Source organism: Mucilaginibacter koreensis, from assembly GCF_054783355.1.
On sequence record NZ_BAAGQS010000001.1, the window covers coordinates 3,626,617 to 3,652,099 of the forward strand.

Annotated in this window: 29 protein-coding genes; 10 read left to right on the forward strand and 19 right to left on the reverse strand. The window is 43.6% G+C overall.

The window, feature by feature from the left end; genetic code table 11:
• Positions 1–28: 28 nt before the first annotated feature.
• Together ACYVNW_RS16165 and ACYVNW_RS16170 are read right to left on the reverse strand one after the other, a co-directional pair.
• On the reverse strand, positions 29–610 hold the full coding sequence (locus ACYVNW_RS16165; RefSeq protein ID WP_460680911.1) for a DUF922 domain-containing protein: 582 nt from the start codon (positions 608–610) through the stop codon (positions 29–31).
• 301 nt (positions 611–911) lie between these two features.
• Positions 912–1,139: a hypothetical protein gene (locus ACYVNW_RS16170; protein ID WP_460680912.1), complete on the reverse strand. Its 228-nt coding sequence runs from the start codon at positions 1,137–1,139 to the stop codon at positions 912–914.
• 221 nt (positions 1,140–1,360) lie between these two features.
• Between ACYVNW_RS16170 and ACYVNW_RS16175 the strand changes: the two genes are divergently transcribed.
• The gene (locus ACYVNW_RS16175; protein ID WP_460680913.1) at positions 1,361–1,669 is read left to right on the forward strand and encodes a lipoprotein; all 309 of its coding nucleotides are present in this window, start codon (positions 1,361–1,363) and stop codon (positions 1,667–1,669) included.
• Positions 1,670–1,707: 38 nt separating this feature from the next.
• On the opposite strand, the gene ACYVNW_RS16180 is transcribed toward ACYVNW_RS16175, so the two are convergent.
• Together ACYVNW_RS16180 and ACYVNW_RS16185 are read right to left on the reverse strand one after the other, a co-directional pair.
• On the reverse strand, positions 1,708–2,091 hold the full coding sequence (locus ACYVNW_RS16180; protein ID WP_460680914.1) for a hypothetical protein: 384 nt from the start codon (positions 2,089–2,091) through the stop codon (positions 1,708–1,710).
• On the reverse strand, positions 2,092–3,027 hold the full coding sequence (locus ACYVNW_RS16185; protein ID WP_460680915.1) for an SPFH domain-containing protein: 936 nt from the start codon (positions 3,025–3,027) through the stop codon (positions 2,092–2,094).
• An 85-nt stretch (positions 3,028–3,112) separates the two neighbouring features.
• Between ACYVNW_RS16185 and ACYVNW_RS16190 the strand changes: the two genes are divergently transcribed.
• Positions 3,113–3,292: a hypothetical protein gene (locus ACYVNW_RS16190; RefSeq protein ID WP_460680916.1), complete on the forward strand. Its 180-nt coding sequence runs from the start codon at positions 3,113–3,115 to the stop codon at positions 3,290–3,292.
• A 54-nt stretch (positions 3,293–3,346) separates the two neighbouring features.
• Here ACYVNW_RS16190 and ACYVNW_RS16195 read toward each other — a convergent pair whose 3' ends face one another.
• A complete protein-coding gene (locus ACYVNW_RS16195; protein WP_460680917.1) occupies positions 3,347–3,883 on the reverse strand; it encodes a C40 family peptidase in 537 nt (178 codons plus the stop codon).
• Positions 3,884–4,341: 458 nt separating this feature from the next.
• Here ACYVNW_RS16195 and pdhA point away from each other — a divergent pair, with 458 nt between their 5' ends.
• From pdhA to ACYVNW_RS16220, 5 genes are all read left to right on the forward strand, one after another.
• Entirely contained in the window at positions 4,342–5,337 is a 996-nt protein-coding gene (gene pdhA, locus ACYVNW_RS16200) for a pyruvate dehydrogenase (acetyl-transferring) E1 component subunit alpha (protein ID WP_460680918.1), read from the forward strand.
• Positions 5,338–5,379: 42 nt separating this feature from the next.
• Complete coding sequence (locus ACYVNW_RS16205) at positions 5,380–7,122, forward strand: 2-oxo acid dehydrogenase subunit E2 (protein WP_460680919.1); 1,743 nt, start codon at positions 5,380–5,382, stop codon at positions 7,120–7,122.
• A gap of 110 nt (positions 7,123–7,232) precedes the next feature.
• Positions 7,233–7,793: a TetR/AcrR family transcriptional regulator gene (locus ACYVNW_RS16210; RefSeq protein WP_460680920.1), complete on the forward strand. Its 561-nt coding sequence runs from the start codon at positions 7,233–7,235 to the stop codon at positions 7,791–7,793.
• A gap of 16 nt (positions 7,794–7,809) precedes the next feature.
• Positions 7,810–8,718 (forward strand): NAD(P)/FAD-dependent oxidoreductase, encoded by a 909-nt coding sequence (locus ACYVNW_RS16215; RefSeq protein ID WP_460680921.1) that lies wholly within the window; start codon positions 7,810–7,812, stop codon positions 8,716–8,718.
• A 9-nt stretch (positions 8,719–8,727) separates the two neighbouring features.
• The gene (locus ACYVNW_RS16220; RefSeq protein WP_460680922.1) at positions 8,728–9,435 is read left to right on the forward strand and encodes a uracil-DNA glycosylase family protein; all 708 of its coding nucleotides are present in this window, start codon (positions 8,728–8,730) and stop codon (positions 9,433–9,435) included.
• Positions 9,436–9,551: 116 nt separating this feature from the next.
• Here ACYVNW_RS16220 and ACYVNW_RS16225 read toward each other — a convergent pair whose 3' ends face one another.
• From ACYVNW_RS16225 to ACYVNW_RS16290, 14 genes are all read right to left on the reverse strand, one after another.
• Positions 9,552–10,262: a DUF4197 domain-containing protein gene (locus ACYVNW_RS16225; protein ID WP_460680923.1), complete on the reverse strand. Its 711-nt coding sequence runs from the start codon at positions 10,260–10,262 to the stop codon at positions 9,552–9,554.
• Positions 10,263–10,344: 82 nt separating this feature from the next.
• Positions 10,345–11,355, reverse strand: coding sequence for an inorganic phosphate transporter (locus ACYVNW_RS16230; RefSeq protein WP_460680924.1), 1,011 nt, complete (start codon positions 11,353–11,355; stop codon positions 10,345–10,347).
• A 25-nt stretch (positions 11,356–11,380) separates the two neighbouring features.
• On the reverse strand, positions 11,381–12,031 hold the full coding sequence (locus ACYVNW_RS16235) for a DUF47 domain-containing protein (RefSeq protein ID WP_460680925.1): 651 nt from the start codon (positions 12,029–12,031) through the stop codon (positions 11,381–11,383).
• Between the two features lie 52 nt (positions 12,032–12,083).
• Positions 12,084–13,154 carry a sensor histidine kinase gene (locus tag ACYVNW_RS16240; RefSeq protein WP_460680926.1) on the reverse strand — a complete coding sequence of 357 codons (1,071 nt, stop codon included), beginning with the start codon at positions 13,152–13,154 and terminating at the stop codon, positions 12,084–12,086.
• A 50-nt stretch (positions 13,155–13,204) separates the two neighbouring features.
• The gene (locus ACYVNW_RS16245; protein WP_460680927.1) at positions 13,205–13,900 is read right to left on the reverse strand and encodes a methyltransferase domain-containing protein; all 696 of its coding nucleotides are present in this window, start codon (positions 13,898–13,900) and stop codon (positions 13,205–13,207) included.
• 227 nt (positions 13,901–14,127) lie between these two features.
• On the reverse strand, positions 14,128–15,258 hold the full coding sequence (locus ACYVNW_RS16250) for an NAD(P)/FAD-dependent oxidoreductase (protein ID WP_460680928.1): 1,131 nt from the start codon (positions 15,256–15,258) through the stop codon (positions 14,128–14,130).
• 19 nt (positions 15,259–15,277) lie between these two features.
• The gene (locus ACYVNW_RS16255) at positions 15,278–16,384 is read right to left on the reverse strand and encodes a type III polyketide synthase (RefSeq protein ID WP_460680929.1); all 1,107 of its coding nucleotides are present in this window, start codon (positions 16,382–16,384) and stop codon (positions 15,278–15,280) included.
• A 9-nt stretch (positions 16,385–16,393) separates the two neighbouring features.
• Positions 16,394–16,870 (reverse strand): YceI family protein, encoded by a 477-nt coding sequence (locus tag ACYVNW_RS16260; RefSeq protein WP_460680930.1) that lies wholly within the window; start codon positions 16,868–16,870, stop codon positions 16,394–16,396.
• Between the two features lie 11 nt (positions 16,871–16,881).
• Positions 16,882–17,415 (reverse strand): YceI family protein, encoded by a 534-nt coding sequence (locus ACYVNW_RS16265; protein WP_460680931.1) that lies wholly within the window; start codon positions 17,413–17,415, stop codon positions 16,882–16,884.
• Positions 17,416–17,523: 108 nt separating this feature from the next.
• Entirely contained in the window at positions 17,524–18,888 is a 1,365-nt protein-coding gene (locus ACYVNW_RS16270; RefSeq protein ID WP_460680932.1) for a carbohydrate porin, read from the reverse strand.
• 34 nt (positions 18,889–18,922) lie between these two features.
• Entirely contained in the window at positions 18,923–19,579 is a 657-nt protein-coding gene (locus ACYVNW_RS16275; RefSeq protein ID WP_460680933.1) for an HD domain-containing protein, read from the reverse strand.
• Between the two features lie 54 nt (positions 19,580–19,633).
• The gene (locus ACYVNW_RS16280; RefSeq protein WP_460680934.1) at positions 19,634–19,879 is read right to left on the reverse strand and encodes a helix-turn-helix domain-containing protein; all 246 of its coding nucleotides are present in this window, start codon (positions 19,877–19,879) and stop codon (positions 19,634–19,636) included.
• Between the two features lie 112 nt (positions 19,880–19,991).
• Entirely contained in the window at positions 19,992–20,492 is a 501-nt protein-coding gene (locus tag ACYVNW_RS16285; protein WP_460680935.1) for a hypothetical protein, read from the reverse strand.
• A gap of 4 nt (positions 20,493–20,496) precedes the next feature.
• Entirely contained in the window at positions 20,497–21,669 is a 1,173-nt protein-coding gene (locus ACYVNW_RS16290) for a THUMP domain-containing class I SAM-dependent RNA methyltransferase (protein ID WP_460680936.1), read from the reverse strand.
• A gap of 83 nt (positions 21,670–21,752) precedes the next feature.
• On the opposite strand from ACYVNW_RS16290, the gene ACYVNW_RS16295 reads away from it, so the two are divergent.
• The 3 genes from ACYVNW_RS16295 to ACYVNW_RS16305 all read left to right on the forward strand — a co-directional run bounded on the left by ACYVNW_RS16295 (position 21,753) and on the right by ACYVNW_RS16305 (position 25,441).
• On the forward strand, positions 21,753–22,115 hold the full coding sequence (locus tag ACYVNW_RS16295; protein ID WP_460680937.1) for a DUF3127 domain-containing protein: 363 nt from the start codon (positions 21,753–21,755) through the stop codon (positions 22,113–22,115).
• Positions 22,116–22,926: 811 nt separating this feature from the next.
• Positions 22,927–24,729 (forward strand): sensor histidine kinase, encoded by a 1,803-nt coding sequence (locus tag ACYVNW_RS16300; protein ID WP_460680938.1) that lies wholly within the window; start codon positions 22,927–22,929, stop codon positions 24,727–24,729.
• A 13-nt stretch (positions 24,730–24,742) separates the two neighbouring features.
• A complete protein-coding gene (locus ACYVNW_RS16305; RefSeq protein WP_460680939.1) occupies positions 24,743–25,441 on the forward strand; it encodes a response regulator transcription factor in 699 nt (232 codons plus the stop codon).
• Positions 25,442–25,483 lie beyond the last annotated feature (42 nt).

The window sequence follows — 25,483 nt, forward strand, 5'->3', positions numbered from 1 at the left end:
GGTTCTGGAAATATACGGCTCAGCGCTTTTAATAATTTCGGCTGTCTGCATTTCTTTCCCGGTAAGCATAGTTACGCCACGAACTGATTTGGTTGCCGAACCAGGCGTTCCACTGGTTTTGGCGGTCGCGGTCGAGCATATGCATCGTGTCAGATTCGTAATCCTGGTTCAGGTTCCGGTATTTTGTATCAATAGATGTGAAAATCTGCTTGACTTGCTCCGGGTAATTAGGGCCGTAACGCGTTTGATTGAAAGCCTGCAATAATTCCTGCTGCTCTAAGTAAGCCATATTATAATGGCCTTGTTCGTGACGGAGGATTTCGTCTATCTTTCCGCTTTCCATAGCATGCACCTTGTTCATCCACGATTTTTGGTGGTTCATGTTCATGTTTACATAAAAAGTAAGCACATACTGTCCGTTACGGATGCGGGCATCATAACTATAACTAATCTGGCAGTTGGTATAAGCTACAAATGCCGAATTGGTGCCCGGCGGGTAGCCCCAAAAATCATCCATCGTAAGCCGATGCCAGGGCTGGGCCATCAGCGTTGAGGATAGCAGCAGGCATACAGCCAGCAAGCCGCTCCATCGCACAAGTTTTAAGTACATCAATTAATCAGGGGGTAAAAATTTATCTTACGATGGTGATTTACCAAAAAGGTTTAACCTCGTTTTAGGTTATACGAAAATAATTATCGCTTGTTGCGTGGGAGGGAGGAGATTACTTGCTTAAAAATATTACGTTAAGCAAGTAGTAGTAGCCATTAGAATTTAAAAAAAGGTGTCATTTCGACCGTAGGGAGAAATCTTCTTCACCAAGCCGGTCTATACCAGATTTATCGCTCGAAGAAGATTTCTCCCTACGGTCGAAATGACAAGAGGGGATATATTTGAAGAATAATTAAATCACTTACTTGTTCAGCGCCAGGCGGGGAGACGAAGCTACGCACACCGGGCGTACTGTAGCTGCAGGTACTGCTTTACGGTTTAATGCATTGGCGCGTGCCGGCTCGTTGCCATTACCGCATTTGCCCAGCAGGGTATAAATAATTACAAAGATAATGATGGTGGATAAACAGCCGCCGCCCAGTTTTTTGGCGCCCCAGCCCGCAATTAGTGCACGGAAAAAGTTATTCATAGTTATAGAGTTGATGTGTTACGATTAACACCAATACGGCTGCATAGTTTTGAAGAACGCTATTTTGAATAGGTGCATTGTGGCCTGCAATCTGTACCGAAAATGCACATTTAAGAAAAAATCATGGCTTGCACCTGCATGCCTATCCAGATATATTTATATTTGAGTACACAGTAAGGTATTACACCACTGTTTTACATTTACCATTTTACCTGCCGTTTATGCTTAAGAAAATATTCTTTATTACCCTGTTGACAGCTGTACTCACATCCTGCTCTACCTATACAAGTATGCTTCATGCTAATGTGAAGAAAGTAGAATTGGGTATGGCCAAGGCGCAGGTGATTTCTATTATGGGTGATACCTACAGATTATCCGGATTAAGCCAGAATATTAACGGTGTGAAAAAAGAAGCCATCTGGTACCCAGCCACGCAGCAAAGTATTTTCTATTTCACCTTTGAGGGCGACAAACTAATAGAATGGCACGAGAAATTTTTAATTTCTGATAAAGAAGAGCTTACGAAGTAAATGTGCTCTCTGTTGATGTGTATATATTAATGAAAAAGTTAAAATTGCTGTAAATGTTCTTTTAACAATGACCCAACAGGCCAAAATTCATCATCTTCATATTTTGCCCAGTGTTGGCTTAAAAAAAGCAGATATTCGTTTTTTAAAGCATCTTCTACAACTTTCAAAAAGCTTTCTTGTAGTTCTTTATCATATATGTTGGCTTGCAACGCTTCATTATATGAAGCAACAATAAGTTCATATAGATCGTAGTATATATAAGTGCTAAATGCATTGCGGTAATATTCTATAAATTCATGTGTTCTTGTTCCATCCGCATTGACAATACCCCAATCTTGCTCATTGATATCATAAGGAAGACCTAAATCTTCACAAAGCTTTTTCCTGTTCTGTTCAATTATTGATAAATCTATTGCATTCATCTACTCCTTCACCTTATCCATCTGCAGCAAATTCAAACTCATCATTTCCCGTAAATTCTTCTGCATAGCATCGCTCGAGCCATCCAGGAAGATGACATTGCCTTTGGAGTTTTCAGAAAAATGCTTGATGGCTTCTGTCCACATGGTGAACAGGATGACAGAGGTGTCCATATTGGCCTGGTGCATTTCTTTGGCCGCTACAGACATCCCTTTGGCTACTTCTTCGCGGAACAGAGCTACACCTTGTCCGCGCAGCTGCGCTGCCTGGCGGTCGGCTTCCGCAGATATTTTAATGGCGTTACCCTCAGCCTCGGCGGCCTTGGTCTTGGTAATGAGCAGTGCCTGGCCTTCGTTCTCGGCAGCGGCCTTCAGGTTATTAGAAGCTACTACCTGGCTCATGGAGCGCATAATCACTTCATCAAACGTAATATCGTTCAGCTGTAAATCCTGCAAATGGTAACCCCAGCCTTCCAGTATCTGGTCTATCTGTTCTTTTACATGCTCTACAATATCGCGGCGTAGAATCAGTACATCGCTCTGTCGCTTAGTAGCTACAAAGGCACGGATAGAACCTTCTACGGTGCGCACCAAAGCCTGCATCAGGTTGCGTTCGTCCACAAACTTAAAAGCAACGGCCTTAATGGTTTCCTCATCCTGATTGAGCACTGAGTACAGCAGCATGGCTTTGAAATATACATTGGCCTGGTCAACCGTTACGGCCTGAAACTCCAGTTCTACCGATCGGTTTTGGATGGAGATGCGTGAATACAATTGCTCAATCAACGGAATTTTAAAATTGAGGCCGGGGGTAATAATGCGGCGATACTTACCGAAAACGGTAATTACGCCGATGTTTCCCTGCTGAATGGTTACAAAAGAGGTAAAAACCACCAGCAGGATGATAAAAATTAAAACGTAACCTAAAACGCTAAGCATATTTGTGTGTTATAAAGCGAATAAATATAATGATATAAACATCAACCTTTTATTGTATTAACTTAAAATACTTCGACCTATGAACATGAAACGTACTTTTGGCGGTATACTTACCGTGTTAGGCATCATCGGCCTGATTTACACCGGCGTGCAAATTATTCAGCATCAGGGCTCTGTTACTACATCTATTGTAGTGGGCTTGATTTCTGTCCTGTTTTTCTTCTCGGGCATTGGCCTGGTGAAAAACACTAAAGATGAGATGTAAATAAAAAAAGCCCCTCAAAATTGAGGGGCTTTCGTATATATGCTTACTGGTTGCTTATTTACTATCGGATAATAAGCGACCGCCTTTGTAGTAGTAGCGGGTCCAGTACGGATCGGCTAAATAACTGATCATTACACCTTTGCTTGATGAAGCATGGGCGAATTTGCCGTTGCCGATGTAAACCCCAACGTGGGTAATAGCGCGGCTGTGTATTTTAAAGAATACCAAATCTCCTTCTTTCAACTCATCTTTATCTACCGGGGTAGACATGCTGAATATATTACGGCTGTTGTTACCGATAGAAGTATTAAATACTTTATTATATAACTGGTATGCAAAGCCAGAGCAATCAATACCACGTTTGGTATCGCCGCCTAAGTGGTAAGGAGTACCGATCCAATCGTATACGAATTGAAATAATTTTACGTTAGAAGTAGCAGAAACCGCTACACCCATAATTTGCGAAAAGTAATCTTTAGAAAGTGACTCTTGATCGTCTTGAACAGGGATGGAGTTTGGAACACTTTTTGATTGCGCCTGCGACGCTAATATGCTCAGAGATAGGGCAATAGAAAGGGCTAATTTCTTCATCAAATAGCTAAATTTCAGGGTTTACTTTAATCGTTGTTTATTAATCTGGACACTGTTGTCTATTGAACAATACAAAGCTATGTATTTTTTTTAATCCACCAAATCTGAAACAAACTTTTTCTAAAATTAAATTCCAGGTTGTTTTTAATTAAAAGCTGTAGCTGTTGGTTAATTTGTAGCTGTGTTAAGTTAAAAAAAACGATTGGGCAATTGTATACGGAATTTGGAGCAGAAGGGTTACAGCCGGATTCATAGTTTTTGCTAAACCGACTTTTGAAGTGCCCATATGCCTTGGTTTATACCTTATATAATAGGCGCAAAATCAAGGTTCGTTACAGCAGGAGTCTTTTCTGGCTCCGCCAAATAATATTTTGCAACAATTGTACAGGTTTTTCCTTTTTTACAAGGATATAATTAGATTTGCGCATTCTGAAATTTAGAAACAGGTTGTTTGACAAATGAGTTCAATCGAAATTACTAAAGATACCTACCTGAAGTGGTACGAATCAATGCTGCTGATGCGCAGATTTGAAGAAAAAACAGGTCAGCTGTACGGACAGCAAAAAATCAGAGGTTTTTGTCACTTATATATAGGTCAGGAAGCGTTAATGGCCGGCGCCATGTCGGTACTGCGTCCTGAAGACAGCATGATTACCGCTTACCGCGACCATGCCCACGCTATTGCCAAAGGCACCAGCCCCAATGCAGTAATGGCCGAAATGTATGGTAAAGCTACTGGTTGCTCTAAAGGCAAAGGCGGCTCTATGCACATGTTTGATAAAGAAAACAAGTTTTTTGGTGGTCACGGCATTGTGGGCGGTCAGGTACCACTGGGTGCCGGTATAGCCTTCGCCGAAAAATATAATGGTACCGATAACGTATGCGTAGCCTACATGGGCGACGGTGCTGTACGCCAGGGTGCCTTAACCGAAACTTTCAACATGGCTGCTTTGTGGAAATTGCCTGTAATTTTTGTTTGCGAAAACAATGGTTACGCTATGGGTACTTCGGTAGCCCGTACCACTGCTGACGTGGATATCTATAAATTAGGCTTGCCTTATGGTATCCCATCTTCGGCTGTTGATGGTATGGACCCGGTAGCTGTGCACAATGCCATGGACGAAGCTGTTGAGCGTGCCCGTAAAGGTGATGGCCCAACTTTTCTGGAAATGCGTACTTACCGTTACAAAGGTCACTCCATGTCTGACCCTCAAAAGTACCGTACCAAAGAAGAGGTAGAAAGCTACAAAGCCAAAGACCCGATTGAAATTACTAAAGAAGCCATTGAGAAAAACGGTTATGCCGATGAAAAATGGTTTGAAGAAGTTGCAGCCCGTGTAAAGGCACAGGTGGATGAAGCGGTTAAATTTGCCGAAGAGTCGCCATGGCCAGAGCCATCAGAACTGTATACCGATGTGTATGTAGAGGATAACTACCCTTACATCAGAGACTAACCGATTATAAACGTATATCAACATACTATTCATCAATAACCTATGGCTGAAGTAGTTAAAATGCCTAAAATGAGCGATACCATGACCGAAGGGGTTATCGCGAAATGGCATAAAAAAGTGGGCGATCAGGTAAAATCGGGCGATTTGCTGGCCGAAGTTGAAACTGACAAAGCCACGATGGACTTTGAATCTTACCAGGATGGTACCTTATTATACATTGGTGTTGAAGAAGGTAAACCTGCCCCTGTAGACACTGTTATTGCCGTACTGGGTAAAGAAGGCGAAGATTATAAATCACTTTTAAATGAAGGTGGTGGCGCTGCTCCTGCTGCAGAGCAAAAAGAAGAACCTGCAAAAGAAGAAGCTAAACCCGCTGCCGAGGCTAAGCCTGCAGCACAAGCTGCAAAGCCAGCGGTTGACCCGTCAACCATTCCGGCTGCGGTGATCCGTATGCCTTTGCTGAGCGATACCATGACCGAGGGTACCATTAATAAATGGAACTTTAAGGTAGGTGATAAAGTAAAATCAGACGACTCGCTGGCCGATGTAGATACCGACAAAGCTACTATGGAAGTAGTAGGTTATGAGGAAGGTACCTTATTATACATTGGTGTTAAAGAAGGTGAAGCCGCCAAGGTAAACGATATTATTGCCATTGTTGGTAAAGAGGGTACCGATATTACACCTTTACTGGATGGTGGTGCCTCAGCTCCTGCGGCTGAACAAGCTCCTGCTGAAGCACAAACCGAAGAAGCACCTGTTGCAGAGCAGGAGCAAGGTGGTGCATCAACTGAAGATGACAGCCGTGTAAAAGCGTCGCCTTTAGCCCGCAAAATGGCTAAAGATAAAGGCATCAACCTGAATGATGTAAAAGGCTCAGCAGAAGGTGGCCGTATCATTAAAAAGGATATTGAAGAGTACAAGCCGGGTGCTAAAGCACAAGGTGCGGCTCAGAGTGTAGATGGCCAGAAACCGGCCCCTGCACAACAGCCAATGGGTGCTTCATTAAGCCAGATACAGCAAGAAGAGGCGGCCAGCGCTAAAGCGAAAGAAGGTGCAGCCAAAGCCGGCCCAACCATTACCATACCTCAGTTTGTAGGGCAAGAGAAGTTTACCGAAAAGCCGGTAACGCAAATGCGTAAGGTGATTGCCAAGCGCTTAAGCGAAAGCTTATTTACTGCGCCGCACTTCTATTTAACTATGTCAATTGATATGGATGCTGCTATTGTAGCCCGTACCAAAATGAATGAGGTAGCGCCGGTAAAGATATCATTTAATGATTTTGTGGTGAAAGCCTGTGCCGTTGCTCTAAAACAACATCCGGCTATTAACTCATCATGGTTAGGTGATAAAATTCGTTACAACGAGCACGTGAATATTGGCGTAGCTGTAGCGGTTGACGAAGGCCTGTTGGTACCGGTAGTACGTTTTGCCGATGGTAAATCATTAAGCCATATTTCGGTTGAAGTGAAAGAGTTTGCCAAAAAAGCAAAAGACAAAAAACTACAGCCATCAGATTGGGAAGGTTCAACTTTCACTATCTCTAACTTAGGTATGTTTGGTATCGATGAGTTTACTGCTATTATTAACTCACCTGATTCTTGCATTCTGGCCGTAAGCGGCATTCAGCAAGTACCGGTAGTGAAGAATGGTGCGGTAGTACCAGGGAACGTAATGAAGGTAACCTTAAGCTGCGACCACCGTGTGGTTGACGGTGCCACAGGTGCTGCCTTCCTGCAAACCCTGAAATCATTACTGGAAGAGCCGGTAAGATTACTGATCTAAGCATCAATCTAAAATTGCTATACTAAGCCCTGCATAAAATAATGCAGGGCTTTTTTGATGATTATAAAATTAATGTCTCATATATGTGACATATTGCATACATTTGTGATATGGAACAGGTGAGTACTGCAAGCAAGATTATATCATCGGCTATAAACATTCTCAATCAGGATTATTCGGCTTCATTAGAAACTATAGCTGCTGAAGCCGGTGTAACCCGCAGAACTTTACACCGCTATTTTACAGATCGGAATCACTTGCTGGAAAGTTGTATGAAGGAGATTCAGCAAGCTTGCCGGCAGCAAATGTTGGGTGTGCTTAACAATAATGATGCACCCTTAATGCAATTAAAAAAGATGTTATACGCCGGTATAGATTGCGGCAGTAAATACACTTTTCTGCATAAAATACACCAGCACCCAGGCCACCAGCATGCACATGAAAATTCAGATTGCCGCCAGTATGACGAACTAAACGAGCGGTTTTTCAAACTCATTCATAGTTTGAAAAAGGACGGCCACATTAACACTGAACTGACCACTGGCTGGATACTGGCCTTATTTACCGGGGTTATTTCTGCCACTGTAAACGCAACAGTAACCGGGGCAGTAGCTGTAAATGACAGGAAAGATTTTGCCTGGTTTTCTTTTAGTAAAGGTATAGGTTGTTAACTGTAATTGTAAACAAATGGAATTGAAACAAAAATACGATGTAATCATCATTGGAGGCAGCTACGCCGGTTTAGCGGCCGCCATGTCATTGGGGCGTGCCTTAAAGCAGGTGTTAATTATTGATAGTGAGCAGCCCTGTAACCGGCAAACACCACATTCGCATAACTTTATTACTCATGATGGGGCAACCCCAACTGCTATAAAGCAGGCAGCAAAAGAGCAGGTGCTGCTTTATCCTACCGTACATTACCTAACCGGCATAGTCACCAAGGTTTCCGGGCATAACAAACAGTTTGTAGTGGCAACTGATAGTGGTGCGAGTTACGAAGCAAAGAAGCTACTGCTGGCCACAGGTTTAAAAGATATAATGCCGGCTATCCCGGGTTTTGCCGAGTGCTGGGGCATTTCGGTGATCCATTGCCCTTACTGCCACGGTTATGAGTACCGTAACCAGTCAACCGGTATTCTATTGAACGGCAATGCCGCTTTTGATGTAGCGAAATTGATTAATAACTGGACTAGTGAGCTAACTTTATTTACCAACGGGAAATCTACGCTTACCAGCGAACAGGCGCTTAAGTTACAGGAGAAAAATATTCCTGTTGTTGAGCAGGAGCTGAGGGAAATAGTACAAGAACACGGAAATATTAAGCATTTATTATTTCAGGATGGATCAACGGTTGAAATAAAGGCACTGTATGCACGGCCTGCCTTTGCTCAGCATAGCGATATACCTGCGCAGCTGGGTTGTAAACTTACAGAAACTGGTTTAATTGAAACCGATGAGTTTAAACGAACATCTGTTACGGGTGTATATGCTGCCGGTGATAATTCAAACCAGATGCGGTCTGTAGCCGTTACAGTAGCATCAGGTACTGCTGCCGGTGCCATGATTAATCATGATATGATTAATGAGTCATGTTAAAGTTTAAAGATGTCAACTTTTGCTCAACAGGTTATAAATTTTAATGCCCATCTGCACTGGACGGGTGGCGCACTGCCGCCCGGCATCCGCATCCTCAATCCCTTTCAGGAATCTCCGCAGGCTTTACGGATTTCTGAAGAGTTTTATAGCAAGTATTGTAATGATACACAGAAACGCCATATTGTTCTGGGCATTAATCCAGGCCGCTTTGGAGGCGGTTTAACAGGCATTCCGTTTACTGACCCTAAGCGATTGCGGCAGGAGTGCGGTATCCATTATGACGGAAAAGATACGCACGAAACCTCATCGGTATTTGTATACGAAGCTATCAATGCTTTTGGCGGTCCCGAAGCTTTTTATAAGCACTTTTATGTCAACGCCATCTGCCCGCTGGGCTTCACTACGGTAGATGATAAGGGACGAGAAAAGAATTACAACTACTACGACAGTAAGCAGCTTACCGAAGCTTCTTATGATTTCATTGTAGAAACTTTAAGGCAGCAACTCAGCTTTGGCATTTATACGGATGTATGCTTTTGCTTGGGTACAGGCAAAAATGAAAAGTTTCTGAAAGCTTTAAATGCCAAATATCAGTTCTTCGACCGTATTGTGGCATTGGAGCATCCCCGCTTTGTGATGCAATACAAAACGGCCAGTAAGCAGTTTTATATTGATAAATACATGGAGGCATTTGAATCTGTATTGGATAAAAAGTAGTTAACCTGTTTTTCTTTATTGCGGGCGGTAACGTAGCCGCGAGACGAAGGCATTTGCGCCTATGAATAGTAGCCATTGCTATGTTACCGCTCTCAATAATAAAAAGGAACTTATTTTCAACTCTTCTTACTAAAAAAGCCGAACACCTGTTGCAGCAACGGCGTGGTACGGGCTGATAAGTTTTGGCGGATGTTTAATTCTTCCTGGACAATCTGATAGAAAATACCGTCAATCGCTTTTTGAGTTACATAGGCATCCAACTCAGGATTCAGCTTGGTGAAAGTAAGCGGTATTTTATTGTATTGTGTGGCTAAAGTGCTGTATAATTTCGGGGCGCCTACTTTACTTAAGCTGGCATGAATAACCGGTTTAAACTGGGCAATGAGTTCTTGGTTGGTGGTTCGCCTGAAATACTGGGTAGCGGCATCCGGACCTCCGGTTAAAATGCTGGTCGCATCTTTTAAAGTCATCTGCTTAATAGAGCTGACAAATATAGGCGCAGCTTTACCGGCGGCATCCTCAGCTGCACGGTTTAAAGATAATACCAGGTTATCGCAAAGCTTATTAAAACCTAATTTGCGCAATGTTCTTTCTGCCTTTTGCGCCTCGGGCGGAAACAGAATTTTTACTGCAGCATCGCCAAAAAAGCCATTAAGGGCAGATAGCTTTGAGGTGCTTTTGTTGGTGCCTTGCTCCAAGGCTTGTTTCAATGCCGAGGCAATCTGGCTGGAGGTAGGGTCATCCGTAACTGTAGTATGGCGGGTATCAAAACTGCTTAATGTAAAGAAGGCCAGCAGCAGGGGTAAACATAGTAATGCTTTTTTCATAGGTGGTGTATAAAGCAAAACTGCTGCCAAGGGCAGCAGTTTAAAGTTGAAATATTTTTTGGAGGAGAATCAGATACTGAAGTTACCCTATAAAATGTACCAGTGAAAATACAGCAGCCGCAATAATTGCAGAGATAGGGATTGTAATAATCCAAGCCCAAACCAGGTTAAAAGTAACACCCCAGCGCACGGCTGATACCCGCTTGGTTAAGCCCACACCGATAATAGAACCGGTGATGGTATGTGTAGTTGATACCGGGATACCTAAACGCTCGGTCATAAACAAGGTAATGGCACCTGCGGTTTCGGCACTCACACCTTCAAGCGGAGTTACCTTGGTGATTTTGCTGCCCATGGTCTTAACAATCTTCCATCCGCCCGACATAGTGCCTAAGGCAATAGCGGTATAACAGGCCAGCGGAATCCAGTCAGGCATGTGTGCGGTACTGCTAATTACATTAGAAGCTACCAAGCTCACATAAATAATACCCATCACCTTTTGTGCATCATTACCACCGTGGGCAAAGCTCAACGCGCCTGACGAAATGAGCTGGGCGCTTTTAAACCAGCGTTCGGCCACCGCAGGGCGAGAATTTTTGCTGAGGTGCAAAATGATAATAGTGATGAAATAAGCAATGATTAAGCCGATAAACGGTGCCAATACGATGTATAAGACAATGCGAATTACATAGGTGTGGTTAATAGCGTCCATCGGGTTTATACCCATGTATAAAGCATGCGTCATGCCTGCACCGGCAAAACCGCCAATAAGGGTATGTGATGAACTGGACGGAATGCCGAACCACCAGGTAATCAGGTTCCAGGTAATGGCAGCTATCAGTCCGGCTAAGATCACTTCAATGGTAATGAAGTTTTCGTGTACAGTTTGTGCCACCGTTTTAGCCACCTTATGGTCTTTAATAAGGAAGAAGGCCAGGAAGTTAAACGCAGCAGCCCAAAGTACAGCCTGAAAAGGCGTTAAAACCTTGGTGGAAACAATAGTAGCGATAGAGTTGGCCGCATCATGAAAACCGTTAATAAAATCGAAAATCAGGGCAAGGGCAATTACTACAATCAAGAGGGTGGTAATCATCGGGTTGATTTGAGTTTTATCGTGATTAAGCGTTTTTAACCAGTATCGATTCCATTACGTTGGCTGCATCTTCGCACATATCAGTAGCGGTTTCAAGCGCAGCTAATACTTCTTTGTATTTGATTACTTTAAGCGCATCCGTTTCATATAAAAATAAATCGGCTACGGCGCGGTCAAATACGTAATCAGCCTGATTTTCTACGCTGTTAATGCGAATGCAGGAGTCGGCAATATTGCGTACATTTTTCAGGTCTTTTAGTTCGCGCACAGCTTTCTCCAAATCAGTAGAAGCTTGTAATATCAATTCGGCCAGTTTCTGTATAGGCTCAGTAATTTCATCTACTTTATACAGGCTCATGCGGTTGGCCGACCCCTGAATGTAATCAGCCACATCATCAATGGCGGTAGCCAGGGCATGAATATCTTCGCGGTCAAATGGAGTGATGAAGTTTTTTCCAAGTTCTAGGTAAATCTGGTGGGTAAGTTCGTCGCCTTTGTTTTCCAGCTTGTCAATCTGTTTATAAAGCTCTTCGCGTGCATCTAATTCTTTCGAATTTACAGCTTCTACCATCAGGGTTGCCATATCTACCACATTACTGGCAGCTTGTTCAAACAGTGGGAAGAATACTTTTTTATCCTTAGGTACAAAGTACTGGAAAATGCTGTTTAATGACATATTTTAAATTAATAAGTACTGCAAAGGTACACTTCGCAATGTTAAGTTAATGTTAACTATTTAATACTGGTATACCCGGAATATTAGGAAAAGCCGGTTGTTTGGCCTTTTGCAGCGTAAAGCCAAAGGTGGAACCCAAGCCTGCTGTACTGCGTACATTAATAGTTTGCTGATGTGCCTCAATAATATGTTTAACAATAGCCAGCCCCAGCCCCGAACCTGCAATCTGCCTCGAACGACTGGAATCAGTACGGAAAAAGCGCTCAAACAAGCGTGGCAGGTATTTTTCTTCAATGCCGATACCATCATCAGTGACTTCAATCAGCACCTGATCGTGCAGGTTGAATAAACTTACCGAAGTGTTACCACCTTCTTTACCGTATTTAAATGAGTTATCAATCAGGTTCACCAATACCTGCCTTATCTTTTCACGGTCGGCAGTCACATTAATCGGCTCATCGTACTTCTGTTTAAATATGAGTTTGATATGATGCTTCTTGGCCTTCATCTCCAAAGATTCCATCACTTCTTTAATCAAATCATTTACTTTAAACTTTGCGTAATTGATTGGAATTTCGCCCGATTCCAATTTAGAAATTTCATCCAGATCTTTAATCAGGTAGCTCAACCGGTCCACATTGCGCGAGGCCTTGTTTAAAAACTGCATCGCCATTTCCTTGTCCTCCAGTTCATCATCTAAAATAGCATCAATGTAGCCTTGTATAGCGAATAGGGGCGTTTTAAACTCATGCGAGATGTTGGACAAAAACTCGCGCCTAAATTTTTCCTGCCTTTTCAGTTCATCAATTTCTGATTTCTTTTCGCGTGCCCAGTTTTTTACTTCCTGTTCTACATCATTAATCGGGTCATTGCTGATGTGCTCGCCCAATGCATCGCGCAAATCGTTCCCTAATTTGAGATTATGAATGAGTTTGTAAATCAGCTTTATTTTAGAGTAAATGTATTTTTCAATGAGGTAATAAAAAACCAGGAAACTGGTAACAAAGCTGGCCGTAAAGGTAACGGCAGCATCATACCAGCGGTGCATAAAATAGTAGTTAACAATAGTGATAGTTACTGCAACTGCACCGGCCGTAATCAAGATAAGTACCCTGAGCTTCATACACAAAGCTAAGGTTTATAAGTTAAGAAATTGTTATGCCTTTCCTTATCCTATTTATAGATAATGAGTTGCCACCTGAACGCCCATTTCCATTGCAGGCGGTAATTGGTGATGCCGGCTTTGGCCAGAAGCGCTTGCAATTCACGTTTTTTAAAACTGCGCTTTACCGACAGCGGCCCATCATACTGCATCATTTTATTGCGGATAATGTACTTGGCTAAAAACTTAATAGAATAATATAATAGCCAATGCCGGTGTAAATCGGTAATAATGATGCCCCGGCGGGCCGACTGGTACATGTTTTTTACTAAAGCTACCCATTCGTCATCGCCAAAGTGATGGGTAAACAAGCTGGAAATAATGATATCGAATTGCTTTGATTGCAGTTCCGGGCTCATTACGTCTGACTGTAGATAACCGACGTTTGGGTAAGCAGCCGTTTCTGTTTTAGCAAAGGCGATAGCTGCCAGTGCGGCATCTACACCTGTAAATGTTAAGTTTAACTTATTGAGCTGCGCCCAGCGCGCAATGGCTTTAAGCGCATCACCACCACCGCAACCCCAGTCGCTGATGTGATTGCCGGTTTTTACCGGAAATTGCTTTAAGGCATTAATCAGCATACTGTGACCACCAAACCAGGCATTGAGGTTACCCAGCCCTTTCAGCAAAGGATTGAGTTCTGATGCAGGCAATTCAAAATCATCCATTATTTCTGCTTCGTCAATGCGCTGGGCTAAGTCAACCATAGGTGTTTGTAAATGTTGTATTTATTAGTATTGTTATGCGGAGCATTACCCCGGCACTTGTACTGAAATAATTCTGTAAATGAACTTCCCCTTGTCATGCTGAGGCACTTGAAGCATAGACGCACAGGCGGCTGCTATTTAAGTTTCTGCACCTATCCTTCGACGGAGCTCAGGATGACAGCGGTTACAGTGAGCCAGCATTCTTTTACTAATCATTAAAGGCAAAATCAGGCAAATGGTTTGCCGTGAGTTTTACCAATAAGGTGTGGCATGAGGCCGGGCATCAGGTTAGCGGCGCCAATGGCCATATCGATAGCCATGCGGGTGCCAAACAGGTTTTGCAGCCTACGGCCCAACCAAAGGCGGCGGGCAAATTGGTGGTTCCAGGTGCGGGTATAATCCTGCTCAAGTGCTGCGCGTTGCTGAGGGCTGAATGTCTGCTGCGGCCAGTAGTGTTGGATTACGGTTTCAGATAACAGTTTAGAAGAGTGGATGGCCATCGTCATGCCGTTGCCGCATAGCGGAGCAATCATGCCGGCGGTATCACCGCTCATTAATATGTGCTGCTCTACCGGCGCTTTCTTCTCAAACGAAATCTCGTTGATGACCTCTGGCTTATCCATTAAAATTTCCGCCTGGCTAAACAGCTCTTTCAGGTAAGGGTTTTTGCAGATGATGTGCTCCTGTACACCGTCCAGTCCGCCATATTTACGCACATCATCGCGGTGCACCAATGAACACATACACCATTTGCCGTCATCTACCTTAACTACACCACAGTAGCCATCTTTATAATTGTTCAGCTGGATCAAATCATCCGGAAACGGAATTTTGGCGTGCACCTTAATGCCTACGTAGGGGCTGCGGCGATAAAAGAAGCGGCGGTTAAGCTGCTTATCCAGATTGGAGCGTTTGCCGAACGCACCGATTACCAGGGGTGCAGTGAGGGTTTGACCGGGCAGCACCACTTCAAACTGGTTATTGTTGAAATGAATATCGTTAATATGGGTATTCAGTAAAAACTGCACACCTTCAGCCTGGGCTTTCTGGTACAGGAAGTTGTCGAAAGTATAGCGGCTCAAACCAAATCCACCTAAATCAAGCGGTTGAGCAAGTTTTTTGCCCGATACCGAAGTGACCTCCAGCCGGTTAATGTGCGATACTTTTAAAGGCTCCACATCCAGCCCAAGCTTATCAAAAAAGGGGAGTACCTCGTTAGAAATGTATTCGCCGCATACTCGGTGAAAGGGGTAGGCTTTCTTTTCAATGAGTGTTACTTTTAAGCCCGCCCGGTTCAGTTGCAGTGCATTAAATAAACCGGCCAGTCCGCCACCGGCAATAATTACATCAGGATTCATGGACACTTGTAGACGACTATTACATTGTTAATACCATACCTTCTACGGTTAAGCCCGGCCCAAAGGCATAGCTGGCAATGTGCTCGTTTTTTAAGCCGCCGGCCTGCAGCATTTTATTCAGCACGAACAAAATAGTGGCCGATGACATATTACCGTATTGGCGCAATACTTCATACGCATGCATATTGCTTTCTTCGGGTAAATCCAATGCCTGCTCTACAGCCTCTAATATTTTGCGGCCGCCGGGGTGAACAGCGTAGGCGCCAATTTGCTGTGGTGTAAAACCGGCCCGGGCTACCATGCGTTCGGTAAGCGCTTTAATATGCCGGTGGATTTGCTTAGGTACTTTTGAAGTGAGCTTCATCTCAAAGCCGGTATTACCCACATACCAGCCCATTTCGTTGCGGCTTTCAGGCATGAATTCTGAGTAAAAGCTGTTCAACTCTAAGCAGGGTTTATCGCCGGTATGATTGGCGCTATTTTCTACAAAGGCTGCTGCCGAACCATCTGAGAACAGGGAGTTGGCTACCCAGTTATCTAATGTGTTTTCTTTCTGAAAGTGCAGGGTACATAGCTCTACACTTACTACCAGTACTTTGGCATCGGGGTTGGCACGGCAAATGTAATCAGCGGTTTTAAGGCCATTAATGGCACCGTAGCAGCCCATAAAGGTAATACAGGTACGCTCGGTGGTACGTTTGAGGTTAAGTTGCTCTACCAGGTCAATATCCAGGCCGGGGGCATACATGCCAGTGCAGCTTACGGTAACCAAATGCGTTACCTGCTCAAATATATCTGTGTCAAACTGCGCGGCACAATTACGTGCTGCCTGAACAGCAATTTTTATAGCTTCCTGCTGGTAAAGCTGTAAGCGGTTCTTCGTAGATGCAAAAACCGGCTCTTCAGGCCGGTTTTCGAAAAAGGTATAATCTTCCGGGTTCGACTTTTTGAAGTCCTCAATTACCGTATAGCGCTTTTCGATGCTGGAATGGTCGTAAATACTTTTTAAGCGGGAAGCCTGAGTGCTATCCAGCCCAAAAGATCTGGCCATAAATTCAAAAGCTTCTTTTTGCGAAACGCTGTGTTCGGGGTTTGCAATACCAATAGCACTGATGCAACTGCTCATAACTTTAACTTAATACATGGTCTGTACAGCTATAGTTACTTTAATATCGTTGCCCGTCATGAAACTTTTACTGCCGATATTGAAGTCGGTTCGCTTAATATTAAATTCGGTATTAAACAAGCCTTTGTTCGCTGTTCCAGTATAAGTAAAAGGTATTGTTAACTGCTTTGTTTTATTTTTTATCTTAAAAGTAAAATCGCCTATATACTGGTCATCTTTTTGATGATGGATACCTATCGATTGCATGTGAATTTCGGGATAGACCTCTGCCTCAAAAAAGTCTTTGCTTTTTAAATGATCATCTCTCATCTTGTTCTTAGAATCCAGGCTGGCTACTTTGAGGGAGGCTGAAATGTTGCCGTGTTCAGGATGTTTCGGGTTAAAGTCAATTGCCGCTTTCACTTCTTTGAACTGTCCTACAGAGTTAAAAAGCCCCATGCTTTTTGTTTGATAAGTAACCGAAGCTTGTGATAAGGTATGTTGCATGATAAGTAAATTTAAAAAGTGGTTTGTACATTCACTGTTACCTTAGCATCATCTGCCATCATCAGGCTTTTACCGCCAATACCAAAGTCGGTGCGTTTGAGGGTAAAAGAACCATTAAATGTACCGGTATTCCCATTCTCTGTATAAGTAAAAGGCATGGTCACATTTTTGGTTTTACCCTTAATGGTTAAAGCAAACACACCTGTATAAGTATTACCTTTAACCGGCTTGATGGATACCGATTTCATGGTAATTTGCGGGTGCCGGGCGGCATCAAAGTAATCTGCGCCTTTAAGGTGGTTGTCACGCATCTCATTATCCGAATCTAAACTGTTTACTTCAATTGCAGCACTTATACTGCTGGTTTCGGGATGTGCTTTGTCAAAATCAATATCGGCCTTTACATCGCCAAACTTACCATCGGTATTAAAACCCATGTTCTTGATCTGATAAGTAACCAATGATTTGGTAACAGTATGTTTTGTTTGTGCAAGTACACCGGTAACACCCACCAGTAGAAAGCACAAGACGATGATTCTTTTCATTTAGCTAATTTACTATAAATAACGCGAGATAGATGATTACAATATGTGCCCTCTTAATACAAAAGGCCAGATGTATGGTCCGGCCTTTAAGTATTTGATGAAATATCGTTAAAATTCAACGTGTGCCCGTATAGAAAAAATATGCACTGGTCCGCGGTCTTGGTTGTATGCCGGGTTGACCACAAACTGGTAATCGGGCGATAACCAGAAGGCTTTTTTGTAAGCGTTCAGTTTGTAATAAAATTCGCCAATAAACTCGGGTGCATAATGCAGTGCACCATCGCCTATGATAAAGCCATAGCCACCAGAGGCCAAATACTCACGGTGCGGTTCAGAAATGCCATTACCTACAAAGGCCAGTCCCATCTCATCATCGCCGCGTTTCCAGCTGCTGCCTTTTAAGGTAGCACCAAAGCTAACAGAGCGGTCAATTTCGGTAAATGCCCAGGTTTCGGTATGTCCGTCATTAATGCTGGCTTTAGCAAACACGCCAAAATCCTTAGTCAGGTACTGGTCGGCACTAATACCGAAGCCATATTTGTGGTGGCCATAAGCCAATACGGTATCAATAGTAGGTTGTGTGCGGGTAGCTGCAGCAAAAGCCAGGGCATCGCGGTATTTACCCATTTTGCCATTGTTGCGGAAACCCAGAATACGCACAGTACCTTTGTGACCGTTCAGGGTGTATCGTTTTTCAAACTCCAGGGTTTGTGTATTGCCTTTGCCAAGGCGCTCATCCCAAATGTAACCATTGGCGGTAGTGGTGGTCATGGTATAGGCGAAACGTAAAGTCCAGGTGGGCATACCTAATTCCGCATAGCTGCCGATGACATAGCCACGGGTATTAGCCGGGTAATCCCAGGCGCCGTTATCCATCAACGACCAGTTCATGAACTGGCTGCGGGCATCGTGCGCAAATTCATTGCCATCAAAAAAGTCGGCCATGCCAAATTTACCTGCCGTGATAGCAAAGTAGCGCTTGCTTTTTAAACCGCTCAGCTGGTTAAAATCATCAGGTATAGTATCTTTTTCATTGCCCCATTCAAAGTTTTGGGTCAGATACAAGCGGGCAATGTAAATTTTTGGCGAGGCGCTGCCTACCCGGAAAGCTTCGCCGTTGGGGAAGCCGGCAATACCCAATGTTTGGCTAAAGCCTGAGCCGCCCGAAATTTCGGGGTTGAAATAAGCTTCTGCACCTTTCCATAATCTGGCACCGCCAAACAGGGTTCCGGTTAGGGTACTTGCCGCTTCGGTTTTAGGCAGTAAACTATTATCGCCGGTGTATTTGGCCGAAAATGAAGGGTGGGTTTGGGTAATTACCGTTTGCTGGAAGTGAAAATTGAAACGTTGTTGTTTAACGGTGCTGTCTTTTTTATTATCCAGCTTAAATACAGGGCCACGATTGTCTTGTGCCGAGGCGAACTGAAAGGTAAAAAAAGAAGTAATTATTAATAAAAGTAAAGGTTTTTTCATGCACTACAAATTTGCGTAAATGTAGTGCTTTTACTTAAACGGTACCCTGCCACTCGGCATAAAATTGTTGCAGGTAATATTCCATAAATGCGTGTCGCTGAGCGGCTAAGTGCTGGGCTGTCGCCGTATTCATCTTATCTTTCAGCAACAGTAGCTTCTCATAGAAATGGTTGATGGTAGGAGCAGAAGAATTTTTGTATTCTTCCTTGCTCATATTAAGATTAGGTGAAATATTAGGGTTATGGATTTCCCGGTTTTTGAAGCCGCCATAACTAAAGGCGCGGGCTATACCGATAGCGCCAATGGCATCCAGCCGGTCGGCATCCTGTACTACAGCCAACTCGGGCGAGTGAAAACTTATTTCGCCGAAGCTTGCCTTGAAAGACATATGCCGGATGATTTGCTGTACATGGTTGATCAACTCGTCATCAGCGCCAATACTTGTTAAAAAAATACCGGCTGTTTTTGGGCCGATCTCTTCATCGCCGTTACGAAACTTGCTGTCGGCAATGTCATGTAACAGGGCTGCCAGTTCTACTACCAGCAGGTTCACCGGTTCTGTAGTGGCTATAAGTTTAGCATTGTTCCATACCCGGTAAATATGCCACCAGTCGTGGCCGCCTTCGGCTTGCTGTAAAGTTTGCTGAACGTAAGCAGCGGTTTGCGCTACCCAATTGGTTGAATCTGCCATTGTATAATGAGAATAAGAAGGCAAAGATAGAAACCGGAGGCTAAGTATTTAATCTCAGCTCGCCAGTTTTTCCGGGTGTTTGGTTCCCAGCAGTTCTAAAGAATCTACTTCTAAAATTTCTGCAATTTGAAATAAACGCTCTAATGTAATTTTGGTATAACCCAGCTCAATTTTGCTGTAAGCATTTTGAGAGATGTTAAGTTTAGCCGCCAGGTACTCCTGTGTATAATGGAGTTGCTCGCGTAATTTTCTAATGTTTGAGGCTACCGTTTTAATCTTGGCAGCTACAGTTTGCTTCATAAATTTTAATTAGTATGTAATCTGGTATCAGCTAACCAGATATTTACGAAGCGATTTTGCAGGCAGATTTCTAATTATGAAAAAAAGTTGCTGAAATAAAAAAAGCCTGTGGTTACAGGCTTAAGTCGTAATTTACGGTGACGGCTGGCAATAGTGTTACCATATCGAGCGGCACCTGGTTGTAAGTGAGTACCGGCTTCCGGCTGGCATAATACTCGTAAACGGCTTGCTGTGCTTTTGCACTTGTACCGGCTGCAGGAGCGTTAAAGGCAATGTTAAACGGAAGAATAAAATCGTGCAGTTTCTCCTTATCCGGAATAATCCATTTACGGTCCGACTGCTTGATGGCCTCAATCAAAGGTTGAGTCAGGCGCAGGTCATCAGCATAATACACGATGATTTTTTTGATGGAACCCTGCTCATCGGCCGTAAACTTAAATATTACTGTACCTGCAGCTGCTTTATTGCTTAATTCGGCCGGTATAGCAATGTGGGTTTTAAAATAGTCCATCATTACCTGCTTGCCACCCTGAAAAGGGAAGGCTAAACCGGTTTGTGCTTTTGCGGCTATGGTGCTTAAAAACAGCAGGCCAATAAATAGTATTTTTTTCATCGTATTAATCTTCCTTAGGCGCTCTTTTGCTACCCTGATACAGTTCATACTCCAGCAGGCGGCAATCCAGCTTGCCATTATAAAACTCAATGCGGCGCTCTGCCTTTAATCCAATTCTTTTGGCTAAATCAGGGTTACCGGTAAATACATAACCACGGTAGCCGCCACATTTTTGCTTCAAAAAATCGCCAATGCGGGCGTAGGTCGCTTCCAGTTTAGAGTGCGTTCCTAAGCGTTCGCCGTACTCAGGATTAAACATAATGATGCCGGGTTGCTCTGGCACCTCAGTGTCTGCAAAATCACAAACAGCAAAATCAATTAAATGTTCTACGCCTGCGGTTCTTGCGTTCTTCTGGGCAATGTCAATTGCATCGGCAGAAAGATCGGTGGCTATAATTTTAAAGCCGGTTTCTTTTTTGCCATTGTCTTTTAGTTTGCGGCGCTCATTAAAAAACACCTGCTCATCATAGCCCATCAGGTGCATAAAGCCATAATTCATTCTGAAAAAGCCCGGACTTTTATGCGTAGCCAGCAAGGCGGCTTCAATAGCCAATGTGCCTGAACCACACATGGGATTAATAAAGGTGCTCTTTTTATCCCAGCCGGTAGCCATAATGGTAGAGGCCGCCAGTGCTTCCAGCATCGGAGCTTTGCCCGGCAGCTTGCGGTAGCTATGCTTGGCCAGGGTTTCGCCCGAGGTATCGGCAAAAACTTCAGCCTTGTCATCCTGCCAATAGAGGTGAATAACTGTTTTGTTTTGCTCAGGACCTGAGTTTGGCCGGATGCCTTTAACCGATTTAATGCGGTCAACAATGGCATCCTTCACCTTCACATTAGCAAACAGCGGTGTGCGGATATACTCGTTGTTTACATTGGAGGTGATGGAAAAGTAGCCGCTGAAATCAATCAGTTGTTCCCATTCAATAGTGACCAGCTGCTTATAGAGTTCTTCCGGGTCGGCAGCGGTAAAAGTTTTCAGTGAATACAGCACCTGGCTGGCACAACGCAAGTTAAGGTTGAGCGCAATGCAATTGTTTACAGTGCCGGTAAGTTCAACGCCGGTTGAAAACACGCGGTCGGGCTTAAAGCCCAGCGCTTCTATTTCCTGCTGTAAATGGGGCGAAAGCCGCTTGTTGCAGGTAATAATGATTTTACTTTTGGTATGAAATATATCCATGTTTGAGGGTCAAATTTATGATTAAATTATACCCTATTTATAATTTAATGCATTATCTTTACCATTTATAAACGTAAGCCATTATGGAGATTAAAGGAAAAGTACATGAGGTGTCGCAAACCCAGCAGGTTACCGACAGCTTAAAAAAGAGAGAGCTGATACTCGAATATATTGAAAATCCGCAGTACCCTGAGTACCTGAAATTTGAAGCTATACAGGACCGTTGCAACCTGTTGGATAATGTGCGCGTAGGTGATGATGTTGAGGTTTCTTTTAACCTAAAAGGTCGCCCTTGGACTGACAAAACCGGTAAAAAGACATATTTCAACTCCCTGCAGTTATGGAAAATCAGCGTATTGAGCGGCGCTAATAACAATACCGTGCCTGAATATGCCCCGCCGGTTGATTTAGGCTCAGCACCTGATGATGACGATTTGCCTTTCTAATCATTAAAAATAATATATTGAAGCCCTGCTTAGTTGATAAGCAGGGCTTTTTTTGTGATTTTGTGCTGTATTTTCGTTGATGTTCTTTTGTCTTGATACAAAAGAACCAAAAAATCAAGTGCAGCCCGCTTAGGCTTTTTGTCGCACAAGGCCAGCCCTGCAAAGGCGGTTAGCACCAAAGGCTGTTTAGTGTTTGCGTATGAACAGGCTGTGCTTTGTTTCTGGCAGTGCAAACACTAAAAGGCCTTTCCCTGCGCTCAGGGCCACCAAGTGCTGCCCCACTTTCGCCCAAAGCTGAGGGGCTGACGGGGAAGGAGAGTCAAGAGTCAAGAACAAAGAATCAAGAAATAACTGGATCACACACATCACCATCACGTCATTGCGAGGTACGAAGCAATCTCTATAAGCTTGAAGAGGTTAAATGCAAAGAGATTGCTTCGTTCCTCGCAATGACGTGAGGGTGAGCTAAGTATCACAATGCATTCTTAAATTTTGCAAATTTTGCTTCAGACAACTGCAACCACAAAACCTTAAATACCCCTAACCTGTGGCCTTGGCTTTTTCGGTCACCACCACACTTGCCTGCCCACCGCGCCCCTCATAGAAAAAGACGCAGCCACGAGTTTTCTTTTTGGTTCTTTTTCTTTTGCGGAAAAAGAAAAAGAACATCCACTGGCTTTCATAAATGGCAACCCTGCCCTCATGAAATGCTAAGTAGTCATCTAATTATCTCTTTACCGACGCTATTTGTTAAAAATTGTTAAAGCCCTGAGCGTCGGCACTTAATTAAGTATTTTTGTGGGAAGCACACATGAGAAAAAGAAGTATTGGCCTGATAATCGGATTGATGGGGTTTGCCTTGCTGGGAGTGATGGCTATGCAATGGTATTTTTTGCGGCAGAGTTACCAGCTGCAATCCAAACTGTTTGACCACTCGGTGAATGAGGCGCTGGATAATGTGGTGACCAAAACAGCCCTGCAGGATGCCAATAATTTCTTGCACCGCAAAGCCAATCTCACCTTGCAGCGTCAATTTAGTTCAACTACAGTTCAGTCAAAGCGGTCTGTTGCCGACTCTGTAATCCGTGCCCGTGCCAATAAAGCCCACATGCAAAAAATTGCTTTGCTCAGGGATAGCCTGAACCGATTATTGCAGCACAAAAAGCAAGAAGAGGAAATGGACAACGCCATAAAAAGTGGCCGTTACCTGAGTTTTAAGTACGAAGAGTTTGTTGATGAAAATGGCATACTCATCCAGCGCATCGCCCCACCCGAAATTGTGCAGGCGCCTGCCGAATCTAAAAAGCCGGTGCAAAAATATGATGTTCGCACTTATGAATATTACGATCCGGTATTGGGCCGCCAGCAATTGCCGGTACGCCAGATTAACCCCGAATGGCAGCGTGAGCAGTTACGAAAATTAAAAGCCAAGCAGCTAAAGCAAATTAAGCGAATGCTGGTAGCCGATTCGATTGCGCAGTTGGAAAGATCAAAGCCATCTGCTGTTCAAACCACGGTTTTTCAAACGCTGGCCGAAGAGTACCAAAAATCAGATGAGCCGCTCCGCAAGCGCATCAATGCCATGTGGATTGATTCCCTGCTGAGGCTGGAATTGCGTAACCGTGGTATAGATTTGCCTTTCAGCTATGAAGTTTCAAATGCCAATAATGATTCGTTGATTTTCTCCAACGCATCAGCAAAAGATGTGGATAAACCCCGCTTTGTGGCTGAAAATACTTATGAGATGCCCATTTTTGGCAAAGAATTGGTGAATGATCCTGGCCGGGTGCGCTTATATTTTCCTGACAAGGATGCACACATCCGTGGTATGATGACATACACCATCTCTATTAGTGGCGGGTTACTGGTTATTTTGCTGCTTTGTTTCGGTTATACCATTTTTTCTATTTTGAAGCAGAAGAAAATTTCGGAAATGAAAACCGACTTCATTAACAACATGACCCACGAGTTTAAAACGCCGGTATCCACCATCATGATTGCCAGCGAAGCGCTAAAAGACCCCGAAGTTGCTACCAATAGCGCAAGGGTGGGCAGGTTAGCTGATATTATTTACGAAGAGAACAATCGCCTGGGCAGCCACATTGAGCGAGTGCTGAATATTGCCCGTATTGAAAAGAACGACTTTAAGCTGGACATCAGCACCGTTGATATTAACGAACTGATTACAGATGTGCTTGACAGTATGGCCCTGAAGCTACAGAAATATGATGCACAAGTAGAACTGCGTTTAGATGCGGCCAATGCACTTATAGAAGTAGATGAACTGCACTTTTCGAACGTGATTTATAACCTGGTAGACAACGCCATTAAATACAGTAGCGGCCAGCCGCAAATTACCATAACTACGCTCAATAGAAACGACCAACTGGTTATCCGCGTGGCAGACAAAGGTATTGGTATGAGCCGCGACCAACAAACCAAAATATTTGAGCAATTTTACCGCGTCCCTACCGGTAACCTGCACGATGTAAAAGGTTTTGGCTTGGGCCTGAGCTATGTAAATACCATTGTTAACCGCCTGGATGGCACTATTGGAGTAAAATCAGAAAAAGATAAAGGCTCTGAATTTGAGCTGAAATTTAAAACCGCCTAATTGCACATATCACATGAAAAAAATTTTACTGGTAGAAGATGACCCTAACTTGGGTTTGCTGTTGCAAGATTATTTGCAACTGAAAGGAAAATTTGATGTGGTGCTGTGTAAAGATGGTGATGAAGGCTTGCAGCAGTTTACCAAGGATAACTATGATTTGGTAATACTGGATGTAATGATGCCAAAAAAAGATGGCTTTACCGTAGGAAAAGAAATACGTAAGACCAATCAGCAGGTGCCTATCATATTTGCTACGGCCAAAACCATGATTGAGGACAAAACGCAGGCCTTTACACTGGGTGGTGATGATTATATCACCAAGCCGTTCCGTATTGAAGAATTGCTGCTGCGTATTAATGCTTTGCTTAAACGCGTAACCGGCGATGAAAAACAGCAGGAAGCAAAGCCTACCCGGTTTGCAATAGGCAAATACGATTTTGACTATACCACCCAAATGATTAACCTCCCTTCGGCCGGTACACATCAAAAGTTATCTACCAAAGAAGCCGAGCTGCTGCGCCTGCTGTGCCTGCGTAAAAACGAGGTACTTACCCGCGAAGAAGCGTTGATTAATATATGGCACGATGACAATTACTTCAACGGCCGCAGTATGGATGTGTTTTTAAGCAAGCTGCGTAAATATCTGAAGGAAGATTCATCAGTAGAGATAATTAATGTACACGGGCGGGGGTATAAATTGTTGGTAGATTGATCAAAGTGAATTTTAAATAACTCTTATTTCAGGCAAATATTT